A 23021-nucleotide genomic window follows, 5' to 3' on the forward strand; every position below is an offset into this window, starting at 1 on the left:
CAAGCGGTTATTTTCAGAAGTTTTCGAAGATTTCTTCAACAACTTCAACCACTTGCGCTTGCGATCTCTCGTAAGCGGGAGGCGAATTCTACAGAACTCACCAAGGGCGTCAAGCGCTTAATCCAAAAAAATGGAGATTTCCTTCAAGGTCGCCGCCCTTCTATATAGATGAACAACCAAGGCGTATCAGAAGCGGTAGTTTGCGGACCAACCAGCTGAAGACAACCCCCCGCTTTTCGGGAGAGATCATGGCGAGGCTGAGGGAGCGAGCGAGGGTATTACGTATGGCGAACGCCAATAAGATAAAGCGAAGGAGATGGTGTCCCAGGGCCGGTTCGAACGGCCAACCTTCCCCTTAGGAGGGTCAATTTCGACCCAACAGACACAGCCACAAGGCCAGTATTAATGGGCCTTTTAGTCCCATTGAGTACGTGAACATCGAGCGGTATAGTGCATTTTGCTGCCATCCTGCTGTCACGGACGAACTCTTGAAATCCAAAATCACTCAGAAGCTAATTGGCAGCCTAGCCGCCGAGGCGAAAGCATACCGTGTGCATGACACAGTGCAACCCGGCTTCTTCATTCGCGTGCTGCCCAGCGGTCACAAGTCCTACATGGTCACCTGGGGCCGAAACAAGAACGCCACCCTCGGGCGTGTCGGCGTGCTTACTCTTGACCAAGCCCGAACCGAGGCCGCCCAGTACTTAGCCGATGCGCACGCCCATGGCGAGCCCCTGGCCATCGCCCAGGGCCGCAAGGGGTCAGCCCTGCCCTCTCTGCGCGACTTCATCGACGACACCTATATGCCGTGGTTCAAGGCTCATCACAAAGGCCACGAGAAGACGCAGCACACCCTCAGTAATAACTTCGACCCGATCATGGCCCAGCGCCTGGACGCGATCACCGGACGAGACTTGGAGCAGATCCGCACAGGATGGATGCAGGCCGGCAACAAGCCCTCCACAGTCAACCGGAAAATGGGCTCTATCAGCGGAGTATTCAGCCGGGCGGTCGAGTGGGATTACATCGATGAGCACCCTCTGGCCAAACTGAAACAGCTCAAAGTCGATTCAAAGGGGGTGATTCGCTACCTGGCTGCCGACGAGACCAAGCGTCTACGCGCTGCCCTGGACGCTCGACAGGATGAAATGAGGGCCGATCGCGAGAGTGCAAACGCCTGGCGGACGGATCGCCACAGAGAGCCGATGCCAAGCCTGCTGGAACTGGCCTTCACCGATCACCTGAAGCCAATGGTGTTGGTATCGTTGAATACAGGCATGAGGCGCGGAGAGCTATTTGACTTGAAATGGTCAGCGGTGAACTTCGACACGAAGACAATCACAGTCGCCGGGGCCACCACCAAGACAAGCGATACGCGCCACATCCCGATGAACAAGGAGACTATAGGTGTGCTGGAAGCCTGGAAGAAGCAGGCGAGCAAGTCGCCGTATGTCTTCCCAGGTCAGGGCGGCAGTCGCTTTGAGGACGTCAAAAGCGCCTGGCTCAAGTTGCTTGAGCGGGCACAAATCGACGGATTCCGCTGGCACGATATGCGGCACGACTTCGCTTCACGCCTGGTAATGGCTGGCGTACCGCTCAACACGGTACGGGATCTGCTGGGGCACGCCGATATCAAGATGACTTTGCGCTATGCACATCTGGCGCCAGGCACAAAGGCTGCTGCGGTGGAGCTTATTTAAAAGGAACGTAATCGAGATCGCGCATTGGGACGACGGTAGAGTGCATTTTATGTTTTTCAACATGGGTTAGCAAAGAACTCCACCCCATACTTACCGCATCCAACGATATAGATTCACGGTTGACCTCGTAGTAACCCGCCTCATCCGCAATCCAAAAAACCGGGCTCACTTTTATCGTTTCCCACGTCCGTAGCTCGTCGTAAGTCAGCGCCTGGGGCAAATCAAAACAGAGCTTTACAAACCTTATCGACTCGTCGGTAGACCAAATCCCGTCAATTACCTCACCAAGCGCAGCTTTCGAACCGTCCACATTTTGATGCGCAATTGCCTGGGAAATCGCCCATTCAATCACTGCGGTTAGAGAGCGCTTCTGCAGTCGGCCCATTATATCAAGAGCAAATTTAATTTTTGGATCAATCCTAATGCCCACGGCTACCGTGGTGCTCGATTCGCCAGTCCGCTTACTTGTCTTAGTGGCCATACATTTCCATCTGCTCTGATGAGGTCAGCCTAGCTGACCTTATTGCCACAGCTTGCGCGACGCGCAAACCTCTGTCAATCCATGCGAGTACGAGTCGATTTAGCTTTTGCTTGCAAGAATAGTTTTCCGCGATGTAGGCTAGCGAAACACGACGCCTCTCCGGCTTCGTTTTTTGGGAGACCACCATGGAACAAGCACAGCAACAAATGGCGCCGCTGTCGGTGAGCGTCGAAGAATCTGCCCGCATTCTGGGTATCTCGCGCTCGGCCACCTACGAGCTGATAGCTCAAGGTGAACTCAAAACTTTCAAAATCGGCCGCCGACGCCTGGCACTGGCATCCGAGCTGAAGGCTTTTATCGAGCGCGCAGCAAAGGTCGGCGCACGGTGAAGTGCGAAAAGAATAAGGATTGGGGGTTGCGCATGGCTGCGCGAGAGGTTGCCAAGGCGGTGCTCGAACACCGCCTTAGCGAAAACACACTGGATAGCACCAACGTGAAGGGCAAACTATGACACGCCATTCTTCAACTGAGCAAGACCGCAAGATGATAGAGGCCCTGCGAAACGGGCCGGTGTCGACCATCGAAGCCGCCAAGGACCTGGATATCGTCCAGCCCCCCAACACCATCCGCCGCCTCAGGAAAAAGGGTCATGAGATCCGCACCTATTGGACGCACCAGTCCACCGAGCCAGGCCGGCCACCTCACCGCGTCGCGAAATACATCCTGATGCGCGAAGCGTTGTAATCCAGAGTTCGCAGAGGTCTCCGCAGATTTGCGGCGACCTCTTGCGTCTTCCTGTGAGCTGCTTGTGGGCTTCGGCCCGCTGGTTATCCAGCCGAGTTACGCTGAGGTCGATTCAGTGGAATGCCTAGCCACAAAACTACTTCGCCGTGGCGACGCGGTGAGCATTGAGCGTGGGCAGCTCGCCATTCAACCGGCGAGCGGCAAGCCCGTGCCGGCTGAATGGATGAATGCCAATGCGCGAGAGATCTGCCGATCGATATTGGTTGCGGCCGGCATTGACGCCTACGAGTACGTGGGACACCGCACTGGTCACTACGGAAAGCGCAGAGCTGCGGGCCTGACTCTAATTTTCGCATCGGTAATCACAGGTGAACCCGCATACGCCATATTCAACGTGGACCTGGCTCGAAAGCGGACCACGGCGGGCGGCAAGGCCGGTGATCCTCTTCCTGCTGGCGAGTTCCGCGTAGGTGAACGGAGCCACTTCTACAAGTTCTGGGCGTCCATGGGTTTGCAGATGCCAGATCGGATGCAGCGGTTCCACAAATGCATGGGCAAGCTATCCAGTTTCTTACTGACGGGCAGCGTAACCAATGAGCGCCTTGACGTGCAGTCAATCCGGCACGCGACCATCGCTGCTGATCAAGCTCGATCGGCGATTCTAGGGCACAAGGAGGGCACAACTAAGTCACAAGGAGGGCACAAGAAGGGCACAATCTCAGGTCACAACGAAACTGCTACAGACCACGAGCTACAAGGGTTTCAGCCGAATTCAACTACGTGCGCTGAAAACCACGGAAACAAGGTAATAAGGGAGTACGGTAACAAGATAAGTATTTGCTCCCCCATACAAACCCTTAAGCCACCCCAGGAGCAGAGTGTTGATGAGTGGTTGGAGGCATACACTTCGACCTGATCTGCTTTGCTGAGAAAGCACCAACGGCCAACAAATGAAAAAAGGGCACCACCCTGTTTCGGGGAAGTGCCCTTGATGCTGCGAAGGTTTCTTTGCTTGTCAGTCCTACTCCAACACCACCGCGCGGTATTGCTGATCCCCGCCCAGGTCATCTGAGCCGAACAGGGCTTGATTGACGGCCTTCCGGCTCTCAAGCATCAGATCGTGCTCATCATGCGTGCCGATGCCCGCCGCTACCCACTCCGGCAGCTCTTTGCGGCGCCGCATCTCGTTCAAGTGCGTCCACCACCGGGTAGCGTGTGCCCGCTCGGCAGAAATCGCCACGGCCGCCTCCTCGTTCGCGTCATCCAGCTCGTTTTCCATGCACTCGCACCACTGATAAATTTTCGTGGACCAGTCATTCGACTCGAGGATGCCGAGTTGCGCGAAAGCGTTGCCGGTACTGTCTTCGGGGAAGTGCTGGAGCATCAGCGTGAAGATTGCGTGCATGTTGTCTAGTGCTGCCTGCGCTTCGTACAGATCACTGGTGGCGGTCTCGGCGATTGCCTTGTAGGAGCGGCTCATTGGTCACCCCCGGCGCCCAGCGCAACACACCCGGCCAGCGCGGCGGCGATTTGCTCGCGGTCGCAGTCGGCGGCGTTGGCGCCGTCAGCGGCCAAGCTCCATGCAACGTCTAGCAAGTTACGAACGTGCTGACTGGTGCCCTTGTCTGCCAGAGCGGCATAGAGAACCGCCTCAACCTTGCGTAAGGCGATCTGAGCGCTTTCGAGGTCCTCAAGCGCGTCATGGGCGACTTCTTGGATGGTGCGGGCCTGGGCGCTCATACGAAAGCCCCCAAGCAGATTCCGCGTGACGGGGCGGCGCCCGGCAGAACCTTAAAGCTGATGTCGCCCAGGATCTTCAACGGGGCCAGCTCAGTGAGCTTGATATTGGCCGGCAGCGCCATGGTGGCGATGATCTGGCCGCGCGCATCCAGAATTTGGATGGTATTCTGTTTAAATTGCATGACGTTCACCTTCAAGTAGTGTCGTGCGATAGCCGGCCCGGTGGTTGCACACCGGGTTGGCACCTCTTTTGAGATGGCCCAAATCTGGACCATCGATTCAATTGGCTACGGCTTAAGCCGATCGACATACGGGATTTCCCCGTATCTAATGCTTACTCTTCTCGCTGATCCAGCCTGCCGCCCAACTCAAGGGGTCTTTCGACTCCATTGGCTCAAGTGGCTTCCCATCGCGTGCCGCCTGCTTGCCTTCCTGCTCCGTCTCAGTGTGAATCCACACCGTGGTGTTCTTGTAGCCCCCTGCTTTCTGACGCTCCTTGAATGCTCGCTGGCGCAACGTGTTCGGGCTTTCGGGTTTGTCTGCCATCTGAACTCCTCATTACCGGTAACGTGAAATCATACTGCCACGGCATTACCGGTAACGCAAGAGAGTGTGCAAAATAATTGCATCCCCCAAATCTGGGGTATCTGCACGGCCGAGGTAACAAGGGTTCGCGTGGCCTCTACTGAAATCCCGGTAGTTTTGCGAGGGAGTCGTAAAAGGGTTCCGCTCCCACAATCAACACCAGCTAGGAAATTCAGCGCTATTGCTAATACACAGGGAGGCAAGCGAGTATCGATGCAGAAAAATCGCCAAGACGGAAAGGGAATTGAACATGACGAGGCTTTTGGAAAAACGGTTCGGCGAACTTGAGGTGCAACTCGAAGCTATCGAGGCGACCAAGCGGATGGAGCAAGGCGCTCTGAGCGGATCCCCATACCCGCACATTAACGCCGACCTAATTCTCAACTGGACTGTCAAAGCGAAGTCGCTTTTATCAAATGCGTGTGGCGAAAAATCGTATCATTTGTCCGCTTTCGTCGAAGCAGAGAAGCCGCGCCCCTACTCAAACAATTTCGAAACGCTTCAGCGCGTTAAGGCCGTCTTTCTGGCAGCCAAAGAAGATTATGAAGGTGGCTACCTCAACAGCGTTCGCAACCTGGTGCAGGCAGAAGTGTTCACCAGCGAACTGGAGCAAGCCGAGGAGCTGCTCAAATCTGGGTATGCAACAGCTGCAGCAGTCATTGCAGGAGTTGTGCTTGAGACGACCCTGCGCGATCTATGTACAGCGCACGGGATAGAGCAGGGCAGCCTCAACAAAATGAATGACGATCTGGCTAGAGCGAACGTTTACAACGCCACTCAGAAAAAACGAATCACGGCCTTGGCAGGAACTCGCAACAGCGCGGCTCATGGCAAGCCGGAAGAATTTACGGCTGCAGAGGTGAAGGGGATGATTGACGACGTTGAGAGATTCTTGGCTATGGCCCTGCAATGAGCTCTCGGACGGAATGGGCGTTATAATCTCAGCTGCCTGATCACCTGTCGCGGATCGGCACCGGCGGATATTGCTGAGATTGCATCCTTGGTCAGTTGGTCTAGGGCCCACTTTTCGAACTCCTCAGCCATTGAGGCAGTATTACGTAAGATTGACTGGTATACATCGGACGGTCATGCACTTAGGGGCGCCACTCCTAAGCGCAGAAACATACTATTTCATAAGAAGCTTTTAATCATGTCGGAGCCTGCATTCAGACCACCTCGATTATCACTGCCCGTTTTCGGCAGTGTAAACGTATATCGCTCATCGCCTTGATATAGTAACCTGCAATGTTTAGAATCTTCGGAAATTTCGAATCCAAGCTCTTGAAGTTTTGAGCGCACTTTCTGAGTCATCTCTCTATACCCTCTCAAGGTCTCTTTCAATTTTGAGGCAATTGATGCTGACTCCCGCTCAATAACATTCTGAGTTATCAAAGCATCAATTATATGCTGTCTACGGCTTCCCTCATGAACCCGTGTTCGATAATCAAGCAGCCCATCAAGGACCACGCCTATTATTTCATTTGTAAAAAAGTCATCCTCATCGCCGGTCGATAACCTTATACCGCCCTGAATAGGAGTTTGGGCACGAAGGCGCTTAGAAACACCCTGAAGCCTTGAAACCTCTGACTTGAGAGTCTCAATTTCGTCCTCTTTCGCTTTAAGATCCTGATCAAAGAGCTCCGAATATTCATTTAGATCAGCAGAGCCACGCTTCTTCAGTTCATCGATGGCGATTCGGTTTTTCGTCTCCACCACGGCCTCGCGCGTGCATCTCCGCAAGGGAATACGTTTGGAGAGTAACTCGCTTACATCAAGGAATATCACATCCTCAAAGTCCTTGGCCGTGCTCATTTCCGACGTTCGGCGGTACGTTTTCACTCCACCGTCATTAGGCCAATAAACTCCAATGACTCCGCCATATACGTTACGCGACTTCACTAAGGGCCTGAGTGCTTGCGAAAACTGCCTGTTCGGCTCGACGAAGACATGAGCCAGACCACATAGTTTACGTGCTAGCCGCTGCGGAATAACCGGAAGATAGTCATTATGAGAACGGCTTAGATAAACAATTGGAAGTCTGTTATCACAATCACCCAATATCAATTTAGAAGCAACATCCAAGTCGCTTTGCCCTAAATCAAAAGCCTCATGTGACAAAGTAATAGCGCCATCCCTGCCACCACCAAATCGGTCTATAAGCCTAATTATCAGTACAGGCTTTTTAATTGGTGGCACGACAGCAGCAGCAGAAATTGAATTACAGTATGTTTTTATATTTACCCAAACCTCATCGGTATGATTTAAAACCAAAAAGTTTACTACAGTTACCCACTTATAATTACGATCAGACTTTGAATAAATAAATGAAGATATAGTATATTCAGTATCAGCAACCCATTCAAAGTCAATAGACTCGCCCTTTATTGAAACTTTGAAGTCCTTTTGTTCAACATATTGCGCTAGATCTTCTTGAGCAAATTTTGTGTGAGGTGAGTCGGTCACCCAATTTACACACTCAGACAGAATGTCTAGCTGGGCAGTACCCGTCTTCAAAGGAAAATCGGTTGAGAAAAATTGCATAGAAACTCCCTTTCTTGGATTTATGGCGTGCCGGTTTAGAATATTATGATTTGATTTCAATATGCCATCACTAAATGAGCTTTTTTGTGCTGTTGAGGCCTAATTTGCATACTGCAACGACAAAGGAATGCTGCTTGGGAGCACTGACGAAAAACATTCCTGCAAGACTGACGTGTCACACAGCCAGATCGGGAGTGGTTTCCGATCATCCAGGCCCCCGAAACGATATGGTGAAACAGACCAAATGATCCGATTCGGTCCGTATCGTCTGACTGGCCGGTATCGGTCCCAGCGTTACCTGATCGTTACCAGGTGCTGGTGATGCATACGTGGGGCATTGCCATTGCGCGCCACGTGGGCAACCATGAGAATTCTTGACAGACCCTAGACAGATTCCAGCCCATGGCCGCGCTTAACAACGAAATCAAAGCCTTCATCGTCCAGTCCCTGGCGTGCTTCGACTCGCCTTCACAGGTCGCGACCGCCGTTAAGGATGGCTTCGGCGTAATCGTGTCGCGCCAGCAGGTCGAGACCCATGACCCGACACGCAAGAGCAGCAAGGGCCTGGCAAAGCGCTGGGTGACGCTGTTCGAAGACACCAGGGCCGGTTTCCGGTCTGAGGTGGTCAAGGAGCCGATCGCTAACCGATCCATGAGACTGCGCGCGCTTGGGCGGATGCTTGAAGAGGCCGAGGCGCGCGGGCACCTGGTGATGGCAATGAAGCTGATGGAGCAGGCGGCCAAGGAGTGCGGGGACATCTACATTAGCCGCAGGGCCAAGACTGGCGCCGGCCAAGCCGAGCCCGCAGACCGCGTGGCGGTTGAATTCGTACTGGCGCCGCACAAGGGATCCTGACAGCAGGTCGGAGCAGGTATTCCACCACCGGTGGTGAACATATCGACGACCATTCGACGACTGCTCGACGACCGCTCAGCGAATACCGAGATGCGTCCAAAGCTGGACACATCAAATCCGCGCCACGTTTTCAAATCTCGCAAACGTGGCGCGGGAACCTGACCTACCGAAATGGGACGTCAGCCCTCCCCGCTCCATCCTCAATCTGAGGTCTGACTGAGCCGGAAATCCGGCCCTGTATCATTTTGGCTGCCACCGACTTAATGCAACAAATTCCTCCTCTCCAGCCCTGCCAAAACCAGCTCTTTCAGTCCCGTTCAATCCCGTTACGTGTAGCACCTGAGGTGCACCCTAAAAGAACTGGATATGCAGCCAGATACTGCCTAATGTGAGCTTTGCAAGGCTTTCAACAGCTCACAGAGGATTGATCATGTCAGTCAGCGCCAGCACCACCAAACCCCGTGGCCCACAAGCCAAACCCACCCGCGCCGAAATCAATGCCGCGTGGGCTCGCCTGCGTTCGGCCGCCGAACATGGAAGCGTTCAGGCAAGCGCTCTGCTGATCGCGCTTGTTGAGAACCGCCCGCTTCACGTCGACGCTTAATCGGCCCACACATCAAAGGTAACTCAATGAAAATCGGCAAACGCTCCGTACTCAAGGTTGGATTGGCCAACCTTCACTATTCCGAATACGACCACGCTCATATCGAAGGCCGCACATTTGGCATTCAGCGCCCAGACGGCACTAAGTGCACCTGGCAAGCCGGCGGCCTGCTCAAGTCGGTGCGCCATCTGCAGGGTCTGGCACTGGAGACCTTCAAAGACATCGGCGAGGAAATTCTCTCGGTTCGCAATAACAAGGACCTGAACGCCTCTGCCGTAGAGCGTATGGGCAAGGAGCAGATCGATTGCATCGCACCAGCGCTCATGCCCGCCATGGAAAAGGTTGCCAAGGATATGCTCGCGTTAGCCCAAACTGTCGCCGAGGGCTTTGCGCCGGTTACGCCTCGCTCAAGCTCTGATGTGGTTGGCTTCCTTGCTGACCAAGAGCTTCGAGCCATCGTGCGAGGGCTCAGCCCTGAAGAGCGCCGCACATTGATCACTGAGGCGCGCGCCGGTAACCATCCCGACATCGTAGAGGCAGTGCTCCGGGCAAACCCAATGCTTTCCGGACTTTCTCCAGAGGTCGCCGAGAGCTTGTCGCGCGCCGGCATTGCCGCATCGCGCGCCGAGGACATTGAAGAGCTCAAGCAAATGCTTGCGGTCTACGACGACGTGTTAGCTACCGCTTCCAATGCCGGCGTTGCACTCAGTGGGATGGTTGCTAATTCGAACGGCTACACCGGTCGATTTGAAAAATGGAAGTCCGGCTGTGAAGGCTCGGTAGCGCTTCGCGAATGGCTGGCCAAGATGCCCTCTCGCCCTTCAGCTAAAGCAGATACAGAACAATCCGAAGCCGCCTAACTGCCCATCTGTGCGCTACGCAAGCATTGTTAGCGCCGATCAACGGCAGACCTGGAGTGTGAAAACAATGACCTTTCAAGAGCGCTTCACCGAGGCGTGCAAAACGCAGAAATTCAAACCCTACGAGCTGATCCAGGGGCCGGATGCCGGCTACACGGTGTGGGAGGTCCAGCACGTCAGTGGTGGCCAACAGGTAACCGTCGACGGCCCCTTCTTCACTGAGGATGAGGCCAGGGTTTCGGCCGACCTGCTGAGGGGGACATTCCGCGGCGCCCGGGCCAGCGAGGCGATCTACAACCGGGTGTGGAACTACGACCCGCGCCAGGAGCAATTGACCATCGATCAGGCGCTTATGTCGCGCGCAGTGCTCGCCATTCGTCTTGGGCTGCCCGCCCCATCCACCAACACCAATCCATAGGAGACCCCATGGCCGCTACAGCAATCGAATACGCCCCGCTCACCACAATTAAGCTCTATGGCCAGCTCCGGCAGTTCGGAAAGGTATACCACCTGGCCGTTCGCTCGCCTGCCGAAGCCATCAAGGCATTATGTGTGCAGATTCCAGGCCTTGAGCGCTTTATCTCAAATGCTAAGTCCCGCGGTTTGGAGTTTGCCGTGTTTCGCGGCAAGAAAAATATTGGCGCAAAGGAGTTGGAATACCAAGGCACCGGCGACATCATCATCTCGCCTGTTATCGTCGGGAGTAAACGAGGTGGCGTTCTACAAACTATCGTCGGCGTTGTACTGCTCGCGGTCGGTGCAGTGCTTACTTACGCTTCTGGCGGAACGGCCACGCCTTTTACGTCAGGGATGATGATGATGGGCGCGTCTCTCGCTCTGGGCGGGGTAATCCAAATGCTCAGCCCTCAGGCCGGAGGGCTCAAGACTAGCGCGGCGCCGGAGAACGTGGCCGGATATGCGTTCGGATCGGCGAAGAACACCACAGCTTCCGGCAACCCGGTCCCGCTGTGTTGCGGCCATCGACGGTGGGGTGGTGCGATCATCAGCGCAGCCATCTATGCCGAAGACCAGATGTAGGCCTCCTGCGGCGGTGCTAAAGTGGCCGCCTCATGGAAAGGAGCTCTCATGCTGAAAATTACCGTTGTTGCAGCTCTAGTTGCCCTGTTGAGCGGATGTTCTACAACCCCCGTACCGTTCGACCAGGCCAGGCCGGTCCCTGGTGATAGGATTACGGCTTTCGGGAAGAAGCCTGCAGATCCGTACTCGACCATTCAGATCGCGCGCGATACCGGCTTCGTCAGTGGCGGATGCTTCGTTGCTGTTCACATCGACGGACGTGCCGTCGCCAGGATCGATACAGGTGAAGTGGTCAGCCTTTACGTGGAGCCTGGCGAACACTTGGTAGGCCTGGGAGCCGATGAGCGTGGATCGGGTACGTGTAGTTGGTCAGGATCGCTCAAGGAGCAAGCCACCATTTTAAAAGCCGGGCAAACAAAGCGCTTCCGGATCGGTGGCGACACGAATGTCGGCCTGGATATCCGCCCCACCTCTCTTTGACCTGCAACCGTGTCGGAAACAACATAGTGTGTAGAAATCTACACGCTATGGCGTTTTCACCAGTCTGCTTTATGAGCTCGGTTTCACCGCCTTTAACATCTCAACCAGATTCTTGAAGTGTTCCGGATCCAGCGGACTGCTGGCAGTATGCGGCTCCGTAGTCCGGCCGAAATAGCTTGTTGTTAGACCGGTGCGGATCGCAACCTTGCTGTCTTCTGGTAGTAGCTCAATGAATGGCCCAATTGATGCGAGCTCAAGCTCTGTCTGCCTGGCTCTATCGGCATTGGTGCGATGCCTAGCAGACTCACGCGCGGTGTAGATTGCTGGTGACGTTATGACGATGGCGTAGAACAAGCGAATGAGCACGGATACCGCAGTATCTTGTGAAAATGGCTCGTGCCAAAATTTATAGAACGTGGCCATTGCGATCGCAATGCCTGTTCCAAAAATTGCCACAGTAACCCATCGCCAGAAGTTTGCACTTTCGCCCTCACTATTTGCGATTCGCTGGTAATTGCCAGTTACCCCAATATTGCCGACCACTTGCACTATGCGAGCGGCATCCTCCCGGAAACCGTTGAGCTCGCCAAGAGTCTTTGACGCAACGTACGCCTGGAGCTCCAATTCATCCTTGTGTATTTTTTGCTGCTCTGCCATAGCAGTATCAAAAGCTAACTGGCGGGCACCTTCCGCCTGGGTGAACGTCTGTTCCAGCTTGGCAACCGCGGCAGAAGCCTCCGCACGCTCCTTGGCTGCATTATCAGTGGCCTCATCAAGCTTCTTGGAAAGAATCCCACCCTTTTCGACGAGTTCTACCAGCTCGCTCTCTAATTTATCTCTAGTCTTAGTCAGCTCCTGTATCACGCCTTCCGAAAACTCGGCTTGCGCCCTGAGCAAGGCAGGAAAGGTATTTTTTGCACTTCCTTGGAGCTGTGGAGTGAATGCCCAAAAAGCAGACATTATATTTTGGTCTAGCTGCGACGATGCGTTAACGATATGGCCAGGATTCCCGTTGCTGACAAATGCAACCAGCTCAGCAATTGGGGCCTGAATATGGCTATTCAGCGCACTCAACCCGCCAGCGCTTGTGAGTTCCGCAGGCGTCTTATCGAGGAGCTCTTGGAGAACCTGAGCAATAGCAAAAACCTTATCACGGGCGAATGAGTAGCCTTCATTCAATGCTACGGCTTCGCTCGAAAACTCTGACATTTTGCGCATATCTAGGATGCGCTGGACTGATGCCCGCAGCGGGTCTTGGTCGTAAGAAGCTCGAGTCATGGTGATAGCTCGTTGTTATGTCGTCCAAAAGCTACTGTTTCGCCATCATCTTGTCCACGAAACAATAAGGTATGCCTATCCAGATACAGGCTTATTTTGCCTTTCTCGGGCTTTTCGCTTGATAAGTAACACCCAAAGTGCAACAGTATTAGTAGAACGCCCTAACTGATACAGGCACCCATGATGTTCATTCGCGCATACCTCCGAGCCTCCACCGAAGAGCAAGACGCAGGCCGCGCCCGCGCCTCGCTCGAGCAGTTCGCCAGCGACCATAACAAGGTCATCGCCAGCGTGTACCTAGAGAACGCCAGCGGCGCCACCGCCGACCGGCCGGAGCTGCTGCGCCTGCTGAAAGATGCACGTAAGGGTGACGTGCTGCTGGTGGAATCCATCGACCGGCTATCCCGCCTCCCGGCGGAGGATTGGCAAAAGCTCAAGGCCGCGATCGACTCCAAGGGGCTGCGCATCGTCGCGCTCGACCTGCCGACCAGTCACCAGGGAATGCAGGACACGAAGGGCGACGAGTTCACCGGACGGATGCTTGGGGCAATCAACTCAATGCTGGTGGAAATGATGGCGGCGATCGCGCGCAAGGATTACGAGCAGCGCCGCGACCGGCAGGCCCAGGGCATCGAGAAAGCCAAGGCCGCCGGCAAGTACCAGGGGCGCCCGGTGGACGCCGATCTGCACAAACGCGTGACCGAGTTGCTCGGCGCCGGCCTGGGCATTCGCGCGACGGCCCGGCACGCCAACTGCTCGACCACCACAGTACTCAGGATTAGGGACGCGACTCTGCCTTAGAGACGGCAACTAGGGTTGCTTCAGCATGACGAAGCGCTGCCGACCCAAAATCTTGCCCGCTGAGCAATTGATCGAATGCTTGGAACAACTGCTTATCGAATTGGAGGTTAAGCCAGCGCAATCGGGAGTGGGGCTGGCGCTTGAATTCATCCAGCACCACTGGCCCTAGCGCCGCATGGATCAGGGAGTAAATATTTTCATCCTCATACCAGATGAGCCGGTTGGGCTCGGCCCTACCCTCCCGAAAGAGATAAACAACTCTTCCGAGCATTCCATGATAGGTGGCGAAAAGAGCCCAGATGACCTCACCAAGGAATGGACGGTGGTTTTCCACTTTTCCAAAAAACCTGACCATCAAATCGTGTTCGACCTTGCGCAATCCATCGCCTAATGGGCCTTGGTAGATTTTTAAGAGCTCGGATCGCACCAGTACATCAGACAACTTGATTCCCGCGGGGAACAACTCGCGCGCTTCCAGCACCGCGAGCCAGAGCACTTCGATCGCCTCAATTCTCTTCGGGATCGTGGCCTTTTGGACCTCTGTAAAAGATGATGACGCTATGCGTAGCTTGTCGGCTTGCCGATCAATTTCCGATTTCAAGATAGCGAGGTTTGAATCGCCTTGAGCCCGTAGTTCAGCTTTGAGCTGCTCTAGTCGATCATCGTACTCGTGCTTAACGCTTGCCTTTAACTTTTCGGCAATCCATGTCCTGCAAAGCAAGCCTATTGCAAGCACAAGGACGGTCGGAGTTACGGCAGACTTTAACGCGGACCACACCATCTCCAGCAGGTTTTCCATCAGCATCTTCCATACGCCGTGAATACGAAAAAGCCCCGCCAGGTGCTCCTGAATGGGGCTTTCTTTTTACCTCCTGCTGTCACCCTGCTGTCACGAAGAAATAACTCTGTGAGAGGCATGACTTGAAAGGCCTGATTTATATGGTGTCCCAGGGCCGGTTCGAACGGCCAACCTTCCCCTTAGGAGGGGGATGCTCTATCCAATTGAGCTACTGGGACAAGTCGCGATCGTCGAGCCAAAGGCTCAGCGACGGACGGCGTGCATGTTAACGGCCACGGTAAAGTTTGTCATGTCATCCGTTGGCTTTTTGATCGTAGGCCAATCCTGCATGCGCATGCGTGTGGCGACACACTACATTCGGGCGCCCTACGCCATCGTGCAGATTGCATCCCAGCAAATTGCCATCATTGCAAATTGCAATGAACCACAACCTCGATTCACCCGCAAGCTATTGTTTATATTGAATTAATGGGTTGGCACGAGAGCTGCAATAGTTCTTCTACAAAACCGATTTTACACAGGCATACGGAGAAGAAATCATGAACAGCGCCCTTTTGCTCGGTCTGAACGCATTGGCACTGGCCGCGCTGGCAACTTTTCACTTCCAGCCTGCCGATTTGCAAGACTCCGCTCAGATCAATCAACCCGTGCCCCACCATCTGCAGCAACGCCCACAGTTGGCAGTGATGACCGCCAATGCCCAATCACCAATTCGCTTGACCCAAGGCACGCAAGCCGCCACCGCATCCGAACACTGGGTATTTTGAGAGCGCTACTCATGTCCAAATCTGCATGGTTATTTCTTTGCCTGACGCTTGTGACAGTCCTCCTGGGCTTGAGTAACGGTATGCAAGAAAACGCAACCCTCGCATTCATCGCCAGCGCTGTGTTCGGCTGCCTGCTGATCGTGTCGCTTGCCGTCGGTCGCCGTATCAAATTCGACCCGGTGTTGCGCTAGCCCTCCTCTCCTCATCTCACCTCAAGCCTCTCCCTACCTTACGTCGCCCCGCGCTAGTAAATCAGCAAACTGCCACTACCCTTATAGATGAGGGCAAAAGGCCATATTACTTCCGGTGTGCGCCCTTCAGTCCGATGCCGGATAAGGTTCGCGTGAGGATCAGGAATGCCCGATCCGCACAAAAACTTTTCCAACCAGTCCGCAAAAACGCAAATCAGTGCTGGCATAAAGCCTGTAGGCGGTTCAATATTTGTCACAGAATTGACGCCAAGGAAATGTCAAATCTGAGGCATGATGCGGCCTCTTTGCAATTCGGGTTGAACTTTGGTCGTGAGCCTTGTCTTAACACTCATCTTGCGGCCAATTCCAGAAACCGCTCCCCTGAACTAACCGGTTAAATATATGCGCCCATTGAAACAGGCAATTTATTCCAGCCGTACGGCTGACAAGTTCGTCGTACGTCTGCCAGACGGAATGCGGGAACGCATTGCCGAGGTGGCTCGCAATCATCATCGCAGCATGAACTCCGAAATCATCGCTCGCTTGGAACAGAGCCTTATTCAGGAAGGTGCCTTGGGTGAAGAGTTAAGCATGCGTCTGGACAGCCCGGAGCTGTCACTGCACGAACGCGAACTGCTGCAGCGTTTTCGTCAGCTTTCCCACCGCCAGCAAAATGCTCTCGTTTCGCTGATCGCGCACGACGTAGAGGCGGCCGCAGAAGTCAATTGATTTACACTTGAAAGCCGAAGCCAGCTATATGCTGGCTTTTTTTTGCGTGGGATTTGTGCAAGGGAAGCGAGGGCAGACTTGCCCTCGCAGGAAGGTCAGAGCAGGAAGATTGTGGCCAAGCCCAGGAAGATGAAAAAGCCCCCACTGTCGGTCATGGCCGTAATCATCACGCTGGCCCCCATGGCAGGGTCACGCCCCAGACGCGCCAAGGTCATGGGGATCAGAACCCCCATCAAGGCAGCCAACAGCAAATTGAGGGTCATGGCGGCGGTCATCACCACGCCCAGCGACCAACTGCCATATAGCAAGTAGGCCACCACCCCTATCACTCCGCCCCATACGAGGCCATTGATAAGGCCTACCGCCAACTCCTTGCGCAGCAGACGCGAAGAATTAGCGGTACTGACCTGGTCCAATGCCATGGCACGTACAATCATAGTGATAGTCTGGTTACCGGAATTGCCGCCGATCCCAGCCACTATCGGCATCAATGCTGCCAAGGCCACCAACTTTTCGATGGAACCTTCAAACAGCCCGATCACGCGGGACGCGATAAACGCGGTAATCAAATTGACCGCCAGCCAGGCCCAACGGTTGTGCAGCGAACGCCAGACTGACGCAAAAATGTCTTCCTCTTCACGCAAACCTGCCATGTTGAGGACTTCGGTTTCACTCTCTTCGCGAATCAAGTCGACGATTTCATCGATTGTCAGACGGCCGATCAGCTTGCCGTTCTTGTCGACCACCGGGGCTGAGATCAAGTCGTAACGCTCAAAAGCCTGGGCTGCGTCGTAGGCATCTTCATCCGGATGAAAGCTCACGGTATCGCTGGCCATCAGGTCAGCAACTTTTTTCTCCGGATCATTTACCAGCAGGCGCTTGATGGGCAATACGCCCTTGAGGATGCCTTCGTAGTCGACCACAAACAGCTTGTCGGTGTGGCCAGGCAGCTCCTTGAGACGACGCAGGTAGCGCAGCACCACTTCCAGGCTGACATCCTCGCGGATGGTGACCATCTCGAAGTCCATCAGCGCGCCGACCTGGTCTTCATCATAAGACAGTGCCGAACGCACACGCTCACGCTGCTGGGTGTCCAATGCCTCCATCAGTTCATGAACGACATCACGCGGCAATTCAGGCGCCAGGTCGGCCAATTCGTCCGCGTCCATCTCCTTGGCCGCAGCCAGGAGCTCATGATCGTCCATGTCGGCAATCAGGGTTTCGCGAACCGAATCGGATACTTCGAGAAGAATGTCGCCGTCGCGATCAGCCTTGACCAACTGCCAGAGCGTCAGTCGATCATCCAGCGGCAAGGCTTCGAGAATATAAGCAACGTCGGCAGAGTGCAGGTCATCGAGCTTGCGTTGCAGCTCAACGAGATTTTGCCGGTGGACCAGGTTTTCGACGCGGTCGTGGTGCGGACCTTCCTGGCGGTGCGTGAGGTCTTCGACCACGCGCTGGCGCTGCAGCAGCTCGATAACTTGAGCCAGACGATCCTGCAGGCTTTCCTGTGTTTTCTTTACTTCTACTTCGGTCATAGGCGAACTCCACTCCCAGCAGCGGGGCGCGCCGGAAGGATCAATCAGTCAATTCATGATTGGTAAAGCGGGGTACTGAGTAACTACTGGGTAAGTCCATGGAGGCATTCCACAAGCCCCGGCGGGGCTGACCGGCGCATGATACACCGACCGACCGCTTTTAACGTCAAAAAACTGGAAAGAACAAGCGCTTGCAAGCCGAAGCTAAGTAATGGCTGCATCTATGAACTGCGACGACGTAGCTGGAAGGGAGAACACATGGGAAATAGAAAAAGGCACACGCCAGGATAAAACCTACACGAACGCCAGACGGCAAAAAGCCCGCACTAGGCGGGCTTTTTGTTTGTATGGTGCACTCGACAGGATTCGAACCTGTGACCGCTCGGTTCGTAGCCGAGTACTCTATCCAGCTGAGCTACGAGTGCAGATTGTGCTTTTTAGACCAGATCACAACTGGTTGAAGCAAGTTACCTGCATTACTGCAAGCAACTCTTAAATGGTGCACTCGACAGGATTCGAACCTGTGACCGCTCGGTTCGTAGCCGAGTACTCTATCCAGCTGAGCTACGAGTGCATTTGTTGCCGCGCATTATAGGCCGTTCAATCTCTATGTAAAGCTATTTTTTCGAGTATTTTCAACAACTTACCGAAAAAACCAGATTGCAACGTACTAAGCAAATAATGGCGGAGAACGGGGGATTCGAACCCCCGACACCCTTTTGAGGTGTACTCCCTTAGCAGGGGAGCGCCTTCGGCCACTCGGCCAGCTCTCCGCAACACGGGGCGTATATTAACCACGTTCCTCCCCGTTTGCAAACATAAAAAACGATAAAAATTAAAGGCTTGGTTCTTCGTCCTTCTCTTTCTTGATCCGCAGGTAGATTTCCTCGCGATGGACCGCTACCTCTTTCGGAGCGTTAACCCCGATACGCACTTGATTGCCTTTGACGCCGAGCACGGTCACGGTGATTTCGCCATCACCGATAATCAGGCTTTCTGCGCAACGACGAGTCAGAATCAACATACCTTTCACCTCACGCAATTCATTTCAGGAACAACAGTCTGCAAAAAAAAGGCATTCGACCTACAACCAGACGGTCGTAGCCCTACCGCCTAAGTATTGTCGAGCCCACGCCAAAGAACATGCGCTCAACAAAAAAATGAAAGGCGCGGTAAGCCGCGCCTTCCTGGCATCGCATCACTCGCCCTGTCGGGCCGGAGCGTCCAGCTCAAAGGCGGTATGCAGCGCGCGCACAGCCAGCTCGAGGTACTTCTCTTCAATCACCACCGAGACTTTGATCTCCGATGTAGAGATCATCTGGATGTTGATGCTTTCCTTGGCCAGCGCTTCAAACATACGGCTGGCAACACCGGCGTGGGAGCGCATGCCCACGCCCACGATCGACACCTTGGCGATCTTGGTATCACCGATCACTTCACGGGCGCCGATCTCCCTCGCAGTGTTCTGCAGGATACGCTCGGCCGCATCGTACTCGTTGCGGTGCACGGTAAAGGTGAAATCGGTGGTGTTATCGTGCGAAACGTTCTGCACGATCATGTCGACTTCGATATTCGCACCGCTGATAGGGCCGAGGATCTTGAAGGCCACACCTGGAGTGTCTGGCACGCCACGGATCGTCAGCTTGGCTTCATCGCGGTTGAAAGCGATGCCGGAAATGATCGGCTGTTCCATGGATTCCTCTTCATCAATAGTAATGAGGGTGCCCGGACCCTCTTTGAAGCTGTGCAATACGCGCAGCGGAACGTTGTACTTGCCGGCGAACTCCACCGCACGGATCTGCAACACCTTGGAACCGAGGCTGGCCATCTCCAGCATCTCTTCAAAGGTGATCTTATCCAGGCGCTGGGCCACGGATACAACGCGCGGATCGGTGGTGTAGACGCCATCCACATCGGTATAAATCTGGCATTCGTCAGCCTTGAGAGCCGCTGCCAGCGCCACGCCCGTGGTGTCCGAACCGCCACGCCCCAGGGTGGTGATGTTGCCCTGCTCGTCCACACCCTGGAAACCGGCTACAACCACCACGCGTCCAGCCTTCAGATCGGCACGAATCTTCTGATCGTCGATCTGCAGGATGCGCGCCTTGGTATGTGCGCTGTCGGTAAGAATGCGCACCTGGCTACCAGTGTAGGACACCGCTGGCACACCGCGTTTGTTCAACGCCATGGCCAGCAGCGCAATGGTCACCTGCTCACCGGTGGACACAATGACATCCAGCTCACGTGGCAGCGGTTGTTGATCACCGCTGATGGCCTTGGCCAGGTCGATCAGGCGATTGGTCTCGCCGCTCATGGCCGACAGCACCACCACCAGGTCGTCACCGGCATCACGGAACTTCTTAACCTTGTCGGCGACCTGCTCGATTCTTTCGACAGAACCGACCGAGGTGCCTCCGAATTTCTGTACGATCAAAGCCATTTCTAAGCCGCCTCAGCCCGTAAAGGGGCGCCCAATAAACGAATCTTCCAGCAACCGAGCGAGCCCACGACTAGACCATGGGCTCATTAACAGCGCCTTAAATACCTGCCTCGACAAACGGCACGGCCAAGGCCAGGGCCGCGTCCAGGGCGCCGGCATCCACACCACCGCCTTGCGCCATGTCCGGACGACCACCGCCCTTGCCGCCCACTGCCGCAGCAGCCTGCTTCATCAAATCACCGGCTTTGAGTTGGCCAGTCAGGTCCTTGGTTACACCGGCAACCAGAACGACCTTATCCTCATGGACACTGCCGAGCAGGATCACTGCGCGGCCGAGCTTGTTCTTCAACTGATCGACCAGGGCCAGCAACGCCTTGCCGTCCTGACCGTCCAGGCGCGCCGCAAGGACTTTTACGTCCTTGACGTCAACCGCCGAGGCCGACAGATCGTCGCCCGCGGCACTGGCTGCCTTGGCCTGCAACTGCTCCAGCTGTTTCTCCAGCGCGCGGTTGCGCTCAAGCACGGCGGACAGCTTGTCGATCAGATTGTCGCGGCTGCCCTTGACCAGGCCGGCCGCCTCCTTGAGTTGTTCTTCGGCGGCATTGAGGTAGGCCAGCGCCGCAGCACCGGTCACCGCCTCGATACGACGCACACCCGAGGCCACACCGCCTTCGCTGATGATTTTCAACAGGCCGATGTCACCGGTGCGATTGGCGTGGATACCGCCACACAGTTCCACCGAGAAACTGCCGCCCATGCTCAATACGCGCACTTCGTCGCCATACTTCTCGCCAAAAAGCGCCATGGCGCCCTTCTTCCTGGCGGTTTCGATATCCGTCTCCTCAGTCTCCACCGGGGAGTTCTTGCGAATTTCAGCGTTGACGATATCTTCAAGCGCTTTGATCTGCTCGGACTTGATCGCCTCAAAATGGCTGAAGTCGAAGCGCAGGCGCTGGCTGTCGACCAACGAGCCCTTCTGCTGGACGTGCTCGCCCAGCACCTGACGCAACGCAGCGTGCAGCAAGTGAGTGGCCGAGTGGTTCAACGCAGTTGCATGGCGTACGTCGGCATCGACCTGGGTATCCACTGGCGCACCGACGGCCAGGTTGCCCAGCACCAACACACCGTGATGCAGAAACGCACCACCGGTCTTGGTGGTGTCGCGCACATCGAAACGACCGGACGTCGAACTGAGGAAACCACAATCACCGATTTGCCCGCCCGACTCGGCATAGAATGGGGTCTGATCCAGCACCACAACCGCTTCATCGCCCTCGCTCAGCACGTCGACTGACTTGCCGTCTTTATAAATGGCAACGATTTTGGCGGAGCCCGCGGTTGCCTTATAGCCGATGAACTCGGTGGGCACATCAACCTTGACCAAGGTGTTGTAGTCCAGGCCAAACGAGCTGGCGGAACGCGCGCGCACGCGCTGGGCCTCCATTTCGCGCTCAAAACCGGCCTCATCGACGGTCAGCTCGCGCTCACGGGCGATGTCGGCGGTCAGGTCCATCGGGAAACCGTAGGTGTCGTAAAGCTTGAACACCACGTCGCCCGGCACGACAGTACCTTTGAGCTCTGCCAGGTCCTGCTCCAGAATTTTCAGGCCGTGCTCCAGGGTCTTGGAGAACTGCTCTTCTTCAGCCTTGAGAACCCGCTCGATGTTGGCTTGTTGCTGCTTGAGTTCCGGGAAAGCGTCGCCCATCTCGGCCACCAGCGCAGCCACAATCTTGTAGAAGAAGCTGCCGCTGGCGCCCAGTTTGTTACCGTGGCGGCAGGCGCGACGGATAATGCGGCGCAGCACATAGCCACGGCCTTCGTTGGACGGCAGCACGCCATCGGCAATCAGGAAACCGCAGGAACGGATGTGGTCCGATACCAGTTTGAGCGAAGACTGGCCCTCATTGGCGCAACCAATGGCCGCAGCCGAGGCACTCAACAGGTTGGTAAACAGGTCGATCTCATAGTTGGAATGAACGTGCTGCATGACCGCACTGATCCGCTCCAACCCCATGCCGGTGTCCACCGACGGTGCCGGCAACGGATGCAACACACCGTCGGCGGTGCGGTTGAACTGCATGAACACGTTGTTCCAGATTTCGATGTAGCGGTCGCCGTCTTCATCCGGCGAACCCGGCGGGCCACCCCAGATGTCGGCGCCGTGATCGTAGAAAATCTCGGTGCACGGCCCGCACGGACCGGTATCGCCCATGGTCCAGAAGTTATCGGAGGCATACGGCGCGCCTTTGTTGTCACCGATGCGGATCATGCGTTCGGCGGGCACGCCGATCTGCTGGGTCCAGATGTCGTACGCTTCGTCATCCGTCGCGTAGACGGTGACCCAGAGCTTTTCCTTGGGCAGCTTCAGCACGCCGGTCAGGAAGGTCCAGGCGAAGGTGATCGCATCTTTCTTGAAATAATCGCCAAAGCTGAAGTTACCCAGCATTTCAAAGAAGGTGTGGTGCCGCGCGGTGTAACCGACGTTTTCCAGGTCGCTGTTCTTGCCGCCGGCGCGTACGCACTTCTGACTGCTGGTGGCGCGGGTGTAGGCGCGCTTTTCCTGGCCCAGGAAGCAGTCCTTGAACTGGTTCATCCCCGCGTTAGTGAACAGCAGGGTGGGGTCATTGCCTGGGATCAAGGAGCTTGAGGCTACACGGGTGTGGCCTTGCTCTTCGAAGAAGCGAAGGAAGGCTTCACGGATTTCTGCGCTTTTCATTAGGTTCTTCCACGGAGGCTGCGGCCAAAGGCCAGTGCGCGACATCATCAGACGAAGCGACGGCAAAGGGCCGCATTATATCGGCCCTTTGCCGGTGGTACAGCGTGTTTATGTGATAGAAACAGTCAATTAGA

At 55.3% G+C, this 23021-nt stretch carries 27 protein-coding genes and 4 tRNA genes; 15 read left to right on the forward strand and 16 right to left on the reverse strand.

The features are described 5' to 3' along the window. Positions 1–488: 488 nt before the first annotated feature. The gene (locus BFQ04_RS09145) at positions 489–1700 is read left to right on the forward strand and encodes a site-specific integrase (protein ID WP_065950535.1); all 1212 of its coding nucleotides are present in this window, start codon (positions 489–491) and stop codon (positions 1698–1700) included. Here the strand turns inward: BFQ04_RS09145 and BFQ04_RS09150 are convergent. After that, complete coding sequence (locus BFQ04_RS09150) at positions 1693–2181, reverse strand: hypothetical protein (RefSeq protein ID WP_065950536.1); 489 nt, start codon at positions 2179–2181, stop codon at positions 1693–1695. The genes BFQ04_RS09145 and BFQ04_RS09150 overlap by 8 nt on opposite strands. 185 nt (positions 2182–2366) lie before the next feature. Here BFQ04_RS09150 and BFQ04_RS09155 point away from each other — a divergent pair, with 185 nt between their 5' ends. From BFQ04_RS09155 to BFQ04_RS09165, 3 genes are all read left to right on the forward strand, one after another. After that, the gene (locus BFQ04_RS09155) at positions 2367–2570 is read left to right on the forward strand and encodes a helix-turn-helix domain-containing protein (RefSeq protein ID WP_065950537.1); all 204 of its coding nucleotides are present in this window, start codon (positions 2367–2369) and stop codon (positions 2568–2570) included. Positions 2571–2688: 118 nt separating this feature from the next. Then, positions 2689–2925, forward strand: coding sequence for a helix-turn-helix domain-containing protein (locus BFQ04_RS09160; RefSeq protein ID WP_139111907.1), 237 nt, complete (start codon positions 2689–2691; stop codon positions 2923–2925). 157 nt (positions 2926–3082) lie between these two features. Next, positions 3083–3841 (forward strand): hypothetical protein, encoded by a 759-nt coding sequence (locus tag BFQ04_RS09165; protein ID WP_256544567.1) that lies wholly within the window; start codon positions 3083–3085, stop codon positions 3839–3841. Between the two features lie 105 nt (positions 3842–3946). Here the strand turns inward: BFQ04_RS09165 and BFQ04_RS09170 are convergent, their stop codons facing one another. From BFQ04_RS09170 to BFQ04_RS09185, 4 genes are all read right to left on the reverse strand, one after another. After that, positions 3947–4405, reverse strand: a complete 459-nt coding sequence (locus BFQ04_RS09170) for a hypothetical protein (RefSeq protein ID WP_065950539.1) — start codon at positions 4403–4405, stop codon at positions 3947–3949. Further along, on the reverse strand, positions 4402–4665 hold the full coding sequence (locus BFQ04_RS09175) for a hypothetical protein (protein ID WP_065950540.1): 264 nt from the start codon (positions 4663–4665) through the stop codon (positions 4402–4404). The genes BFQ04_RS09170 and BFQ04_RS09175 overlap by 4 nt, the downstream gene beginning before the upstream one ends. Next, entirely contained in the window at positions 4662–4847 is a 186-nt protein-coding gene (locus tag BFQ04_RS09180) for a hypothetical protein (protein ID WP_065950541.1), read from the reverse strand. The genes BFQ04_RS09175 and BFQ04_RS09180 overlap by 4 nt, the downstream gene beginning before the upstream one ends. A gap of 145 nt (positions 4848–4992) precedes the next feature. Beyond that, entirely contained in the window at positions 4993–5211 is a 219-nt protein-coding gene (locus BFQ04_RS09185) for a hypothetical protein (protein ID WP_065950542.1), read from the reverse strand. Positions 5212–5500: 289 nt separating this feature from the next. Here BFQ04_RS09185 and BFQ04_RS09190 point away from each other — a divergent pair, with 289 nt between their 5' ends. Then, positions 5501–6163 carry a DUF4145 domain-containing protein gene (locus BFQ04_RS09190; RefSeq protein ID WP_065950543.1) on the forward strand — a complete coding sequence of 221 codons (663 nt, stop codon included), beginning with the start codon at positions 5501–5503 and terminating at the stop codon, positions 6161–6163. A 218-nt stretch (positions 6164–6381) separates the two neighbouring features. Here BFQ04_RS09190 and BFQ04_RS29215 read toward each other — a convergent pair whose 3' ends face one another. After that, complete coding sequence (locus BFQ04_RS29215; RefSeq protein WP_139111908.1) at positions 6382–7791, reverse strand: hypothetical protein; 1410 nt, start codon at positions 7789–7791, stop codon at positions 6382–6384. A gap of 402 nt (positions 7792–8193) precedes the next feature. On the opposite strand from BFQ04_RS29215, the gene BFQ04_RS09200 reads away from it, so the two are divergent. The 6 genes from BFQ04_RS09200 (at position 8194) to BFQ04_RS09220 (ending at position 11628) form a co-directional block, all read left to right on the forward strand. Beyond that, positions 8194–8646 carry a DUF2280 domain-containing protein gene (locus tag BFQ04_RS09200; RefSeq protein ID WP_065950545.1) on the forward strand — a complete coding sequence of 151 codons (453 nt, stop codon included), beginning with the start codon at positions 8194–8196 and terminating at the stop codon, positions 8644–8646. Between the two features lie 430 nt (positions 8647–9076). Then, complete coding sequence (locus tag BFQ04_RS29640) at positions 9077–9250, forward strand: hypothetical protein (protein WP_175413267.1); 174 nt, start codon at positions 9077–9079, stop codon at positions 9248–9250. A gap of 26 nt (positions 9251–9276) precedes the next feature. Further along, positions 9277–10110 carry a hypothetical protein gene (locus BFQ04_RS09205; protein ID WP_065950546.1) on the forward strand — a complete coding sequence of 278 codons (834 nt, stop codon included), beginning with the start codon at positions 9277–9279 and terminating at the stop codon, positions 10108–10110. Between the two features lie 67 nt (positions 10111–10177). Next, positions 10178–10528, forward strand: coding sequence for a hypothetical protein (locus tag BFQ04_RS09210; RefSeq protein WP_065950547.1), 351 nt, complete (start codon positions 10178–10180; stop codon positions 10526–10528). Between the two features lie 8 nt (positions 10529–10536). Continuing rightward, positions 10537–11148 (forward strand): tail assembly protein, encoded by a 612-nt coding sequence (locus tag BFQ04_RS09215; protein WP_065950548.1) that lies wholly within the window; start codon positions 10537–10539, stop codon positions 11146–11148. A 48-nt stretch (positions 11149–11196) separates the two neighbouring features. After that, positions 11197–11628 (forward strand): hypothetical protein, encoded by a 432-nt coding sequence (locus tag BFQ04_RS09220; protein WP_083217947.1) that lies wholly within the window; start codon positions 11197–11199, stop codon positions 11626–11628. Positions 11629–11697: 69 nt separating this feature from the next. On the opposite strand, the gene BFQ04_RS09225 is transcribed toward BFQ04_RS09220, so the two are convergent. After that, positions 11698–12906 (reverse strand): hypothetical protein, encoded by a 1209-nt coding sequence (locus tag BFQ04_RS09225; RefSeq protein WP_065950549.1) that lies wholly within the window; start codon positions 12904–12906, stop codon positions 11698–11700. A 183-nt stretch (positions 12907–13089) separates the two neighbouring features. Here BFQ04_RS09225 and BFQ04_RS09230 point away from each other — a divergent pair, with 183 nt between their 5' ends. Further along, a complete protein-coding gene (locus BFQ04_RS09230) occupies positions 13090–13707 on the forward strand; it encodes a recombinase family protein (protein WP_065895872.1) in 618 nt (205 codons plus the stop codon). Here BFQ04_RS09230 and BFQ04_RS09235 read toward each other — a convergent pair. Both BFQ04_RS09235 and BFQ04_RS09240 read right to left on the reverse strand, forming a co-directional pair. Further along, complete coding sequence (locus tag BFQ04_RS09235; protein ID WP_065895871.1) at positions 13685–14506, reverse strand: hypothetical protein; 822 nt, start codon at positions 14504–14506, stop codon at positions 13685–13687. The two genes, BFQ04_RS09230 and BFQ04_RS09235, sit on opposite strands and share 23 nt — an antisense overlap. Before the next feature lie 141 nt (positions 14507–14647). Next, a tRNA-Arg gene (locus BFQ04_RS09240) sits at positions 14648–14724 on the reverse strand. Positions 14725–15045: 321 nt separating this feature from the next. On the opposite strand from BFQ04_RS09240, the gene BFQ04_RS09250 reads away from it, so the two are divergent. The 3 genes from BFQ04_RS09250 (at position 15046) to BFQ04_RS09260 (ending at position 16193) form a co-directional block, all read left to right on the forward strand. After that, positions 15046–15273: a hypothetical protein gene (locus BFQ04_RS09250; RefSeq protein WP_065950551.1), complete on the forward strand. Its 228-nt coding sequence runs from the start codon at positions 15046–15048 to the stop codon at positions 15271–15273. 11 nt (positions 15274–15284) lie between these two features. Further along, a complete protein-coding gene (locus tag BFQ04_RS09255; RefSeq protein WP_065950552.1) occupies positions 15285–15464 on the forward strand; it encodes a PA3371 family protein in 180 nt (59 codons plus the stop codon). A gap of 402 nt (positions 15465–15866) precedes the next feature. Continuing rightward, positions 15867–16193, forward strand: coding sequence for an Arc family DNA-binding protein (locus BFQ04_RS09260; RefSeq protein ID WP_065950553.1), 327 nt, complete (start codon positions 15867–15869; stop codon positions 16191–16193). A 95-nt stretch (positions 16194–16288) separates the two neighbouring features. Here the strand turns inward: BFQ04_RS09260 and mgtE are convergent, their stop codons facing one another. The 7 genes from mgtE to alaS all read right to left on the reverse strand — a co-directional run bounded on the left by mgtE (position 16289) and on the right by alaS (position 22887). Then, complete coding sequence (gene mgtE / locus BFQ04_RS09265; protein WP_065950554.1) at positions 16289–17731, reverse strand: magnesium transporter; 1443 nt, start codon at positions 17729–17731, stop codon at positions 16289–16291. A gap of 348 nt (positions 17732–18079) precedes the next feature. Further along, positions 18080–18156: transfer RNA gene (locus BFQ04_RS09270), tRNA-Arg, on the reverse strand. Between the two features lie 72 nt (positions 18157–18228). Then, positions 18229–18305: transfer RNA gene (locus BFQ04_RS09275), tRNA-Arg, on the reverse strand. Between the two features lie 108 nt (positions 18306–18413). Continuing rightward, a tRNA-Ser gene (locus BFQ04_RS09280) sits at positions 18414–18504 on the reverse strand. Between the two features lie 62 nt (positions 18505–18566). Beyond that, the gene (gene csrA, locus BFQ04_RS09285; protein WP_003175645.1) at positions 18567–18755 is read right to left on the reverse strand and encodes a carbon storage regulator CsrA; all 189 of its coding nucleotides are present in this window, start codon (positions 18753–18755) and stop codon (positions 18567–18569) included. A gap of 174 nt (positions 18756–18929) precedes the next feature. Further along, complete coding sequence (locus BFQ04_RS09290; protein WP_065950555.1) at positions 18930–20171, reverse strand: aspartate kinase; 1242 nt, start codon at positions 20169–20171, stop codon at positions 18930–18932. 97 nt (positions 20172–20268) lie between these two features. After that, complete coding sequence (gene alaS, locus BFQ04_RS09295; RefSeq protein WP_065950556.1) at positions 20269–22887, reverse strand: alanine--tRNA ligase; 2619 nt, start codon at positions 22885–22887, stop codon at positions 20269–20271. Positions 22888–23021 lie beyond the last annotated feature (134 nt).

The organism is Pseudomonas sp. 37 R 15 (genome assembly GCF_900004865.1).
Classification (GTDB): Bacteria; Pseudomonadota; Gammaproteobacteria; order Pseudomonadales; family Pseudomonadaceae; genus Aquipseudomonas; species Aquipseudomonas fluorescens_AM.

What these genes read in the sequence shown, in the direction of transcription:
- BFQ04_RS09150 (WP_065950536.1), bottom strand. Translation starts at nt 2,181, where the DNA reads ATGGCCACTAAGACAAGTAAGCGGACTGGCGAATCGAGCACCACGGTA.
- BFQ04_RS09155 (WP_065950537.1), top strand. Translation starts at nt 2,367, where the DNA reads ATGGAACAAGCACAGCAACAAATGGCGCCGCTGTCGGTGAGCGTCGAA.
- BFQ04_RS09160 (WP_139111907.1), top strand. Translation starts at nt 2,689, where the DNA reads ATGACACGCCATTCTTCAACTGAGCAAGACCGCAAGATGATAGAGGCC.
- BFQ04_RS09170 (WP_065950539.1), bottom strand. Translation starts at nt 4,405, where the DNA reads ATGAGCCGCTCCTACAAGGCAATCGCCGAGACCGCCACCAGTGATCTG.
- BFQ04_RS09175 (WP_065950540.1), bottom strand. Translation starts at nt 4,665, where the DNA reads ATGAGCGCCCAGGCCCGCACCATCCAAGAAGTCGCCCATGACGCGCTT.
- BFQ04_RS09180 (WP_065950541.1), bottom strand. Translation starts at nt 4,847, where the DNA reads ATGCAATTTAAACAGAATACCATCCAAATTCTGGATGCGCGCGGCCAG.
- BFQ04_RS09185 (WP_065950542.1), bottom strand. Translation starts at nt 5,211, where the DNA reads ATGGCAGACAAACCCGAAAGCCCGAACACGTTGCGCCAGCGAGCATTC.
- BFQ04_RS09190 (WP_065950543.1), top strand. Translation starts at nt 5,501, where the DNA reads ATGACGAGGCTTTTGGAAAAACGGTTCGGCGAACTTGAGGTGCAACTC.
- BFQ04_RS29215 (WP_139111908.1), bottom strand. Translation starts at nt 7,791, where the DNA reads ATGCAATTTTTCTCAACCGATTTTCCTTTGAAGACGGGTACTGCCCAG.
- BFQ04_RS09200 (WP_065950545.1), top strand. Translation starts at nt 8,194, where the DNA reads ATGGCCGCGCTTAACAACGAAATCAAAGCCTTCATCGTCCAGTCCCTG.
- BFQ04_RS29640 (WP_175413267.1), top strand. Translation starts at nt 9,077, where the DNA reads ATGTCAGTCAGCGCCAGCACCACCAAACCCCGTGGCCCACAAGCCAAA.
- BFQ04_RS09205 (WP_065950546.1), top strand. Translation starts at nt 9,277, where the DNA reads ATGAAAATCGGCAAACGCTCCGTACTCAAGGTTGGATTGGCCAACCTT.
- BFQ04_RS09210 (WP_065950547.1), top strand. Translation starts at nt 10,178, where the DNA reads ATGACCTTTCAAGAGCGCTTCACCGAGGCGTGCAAAACGCAGAAATTC.
- BFQ04_RS09215 (WP_065950548.1), top strand. Translation starts at nt 10,537, where the DNA reads ATGGCCGCTACAGCAATCGAATACGCCCCGCTCACCACAATTAAGCTC.
- BFQ04_RS09220 (WP_083217947.1), top strand. Translation starts at nt 11,197, where the DNA reads ATGCTGAAAATTACCGTTGTTGCAGCTCTAGTTGCCCTGTTGAGCGGA.
- BFQ04_RS09225 (WP_065950549.1), bottom strand. Translation starts at nt 12,906, where the DNA reads ATGACTCGAGCTTCTTACGACCAAGACCCGCTGCGGGCATCAGTCCAG.
- BFQ04_RS09230 (WP_065895872.1), top strand. Translation starts at nt 13,090, where the DNA reads ATGTTCATTCGCGCATACCTCCGAGCCTCCACCGAAGAGCAAGACGCA.
- BFQ04_RS09235 (WP_065895871.1), bottom strand. Translation starts at nt 14,506, where the DNA reads ATGGAAAACCTGCTGGAGATGGTGTGGTCCGCGTTAAAGTCTGCCGTA.
- BFQ04_RS09250 (WP_065950551.1), top strand. Translation starts at nt 15,046, where the DNA reads ATGAACAGCGCCCTTTTGCTCGGTCTGAACGCATTGGCACTGGCCGCG.
- BFQ04_RS09255 (WP_065950552.1), top strand. Translation starts at nt 15,285, where the DNA reads ATGTCCAAATCTGCATGGTTATTTCTTTGCCTGACGCTTGTGACAGTC.
- BFQ04_RS09260 (WP_065950553.1), top strand. Translation starts at nt 15,867, where the DNA reads ATGCGCCCATTGAAACAGGCAATTTATTCCAGCCGTACGGCTGACAAG.
- mgtE (WP_065950554.1), bottom strand. Translation starts at nt 17,731, where the DNA reads ATGACCGAAGTAGAAGTAAAGAAAACACAGGAAAGCCTGCAGGATCGT.
- csrA (WP_003175645.1), bottom strand. Translation starts at nt 18,755, where the DNA reads ATGTTGATTCTGACTCGTCGTTGCGCAGAAAGCCTGATTATCGGTGAT.
- BFQ04_RS09290 (WP_065950555.1), bottom strand. Translation starts at nt 20,171, where the DNA reads ATGGCTTTGATCGTACAGAAATTCGGAGGCACCTCGGTCGGTTCTGTC.
- alaS (WP_065950556.1), bottom strand. Translation starts at nt 22,887, where the DNA reads ATGAAAAGCGCAGAAATCCGTGAAGCCTTCCTTCGCTTCTTCGAAGAG.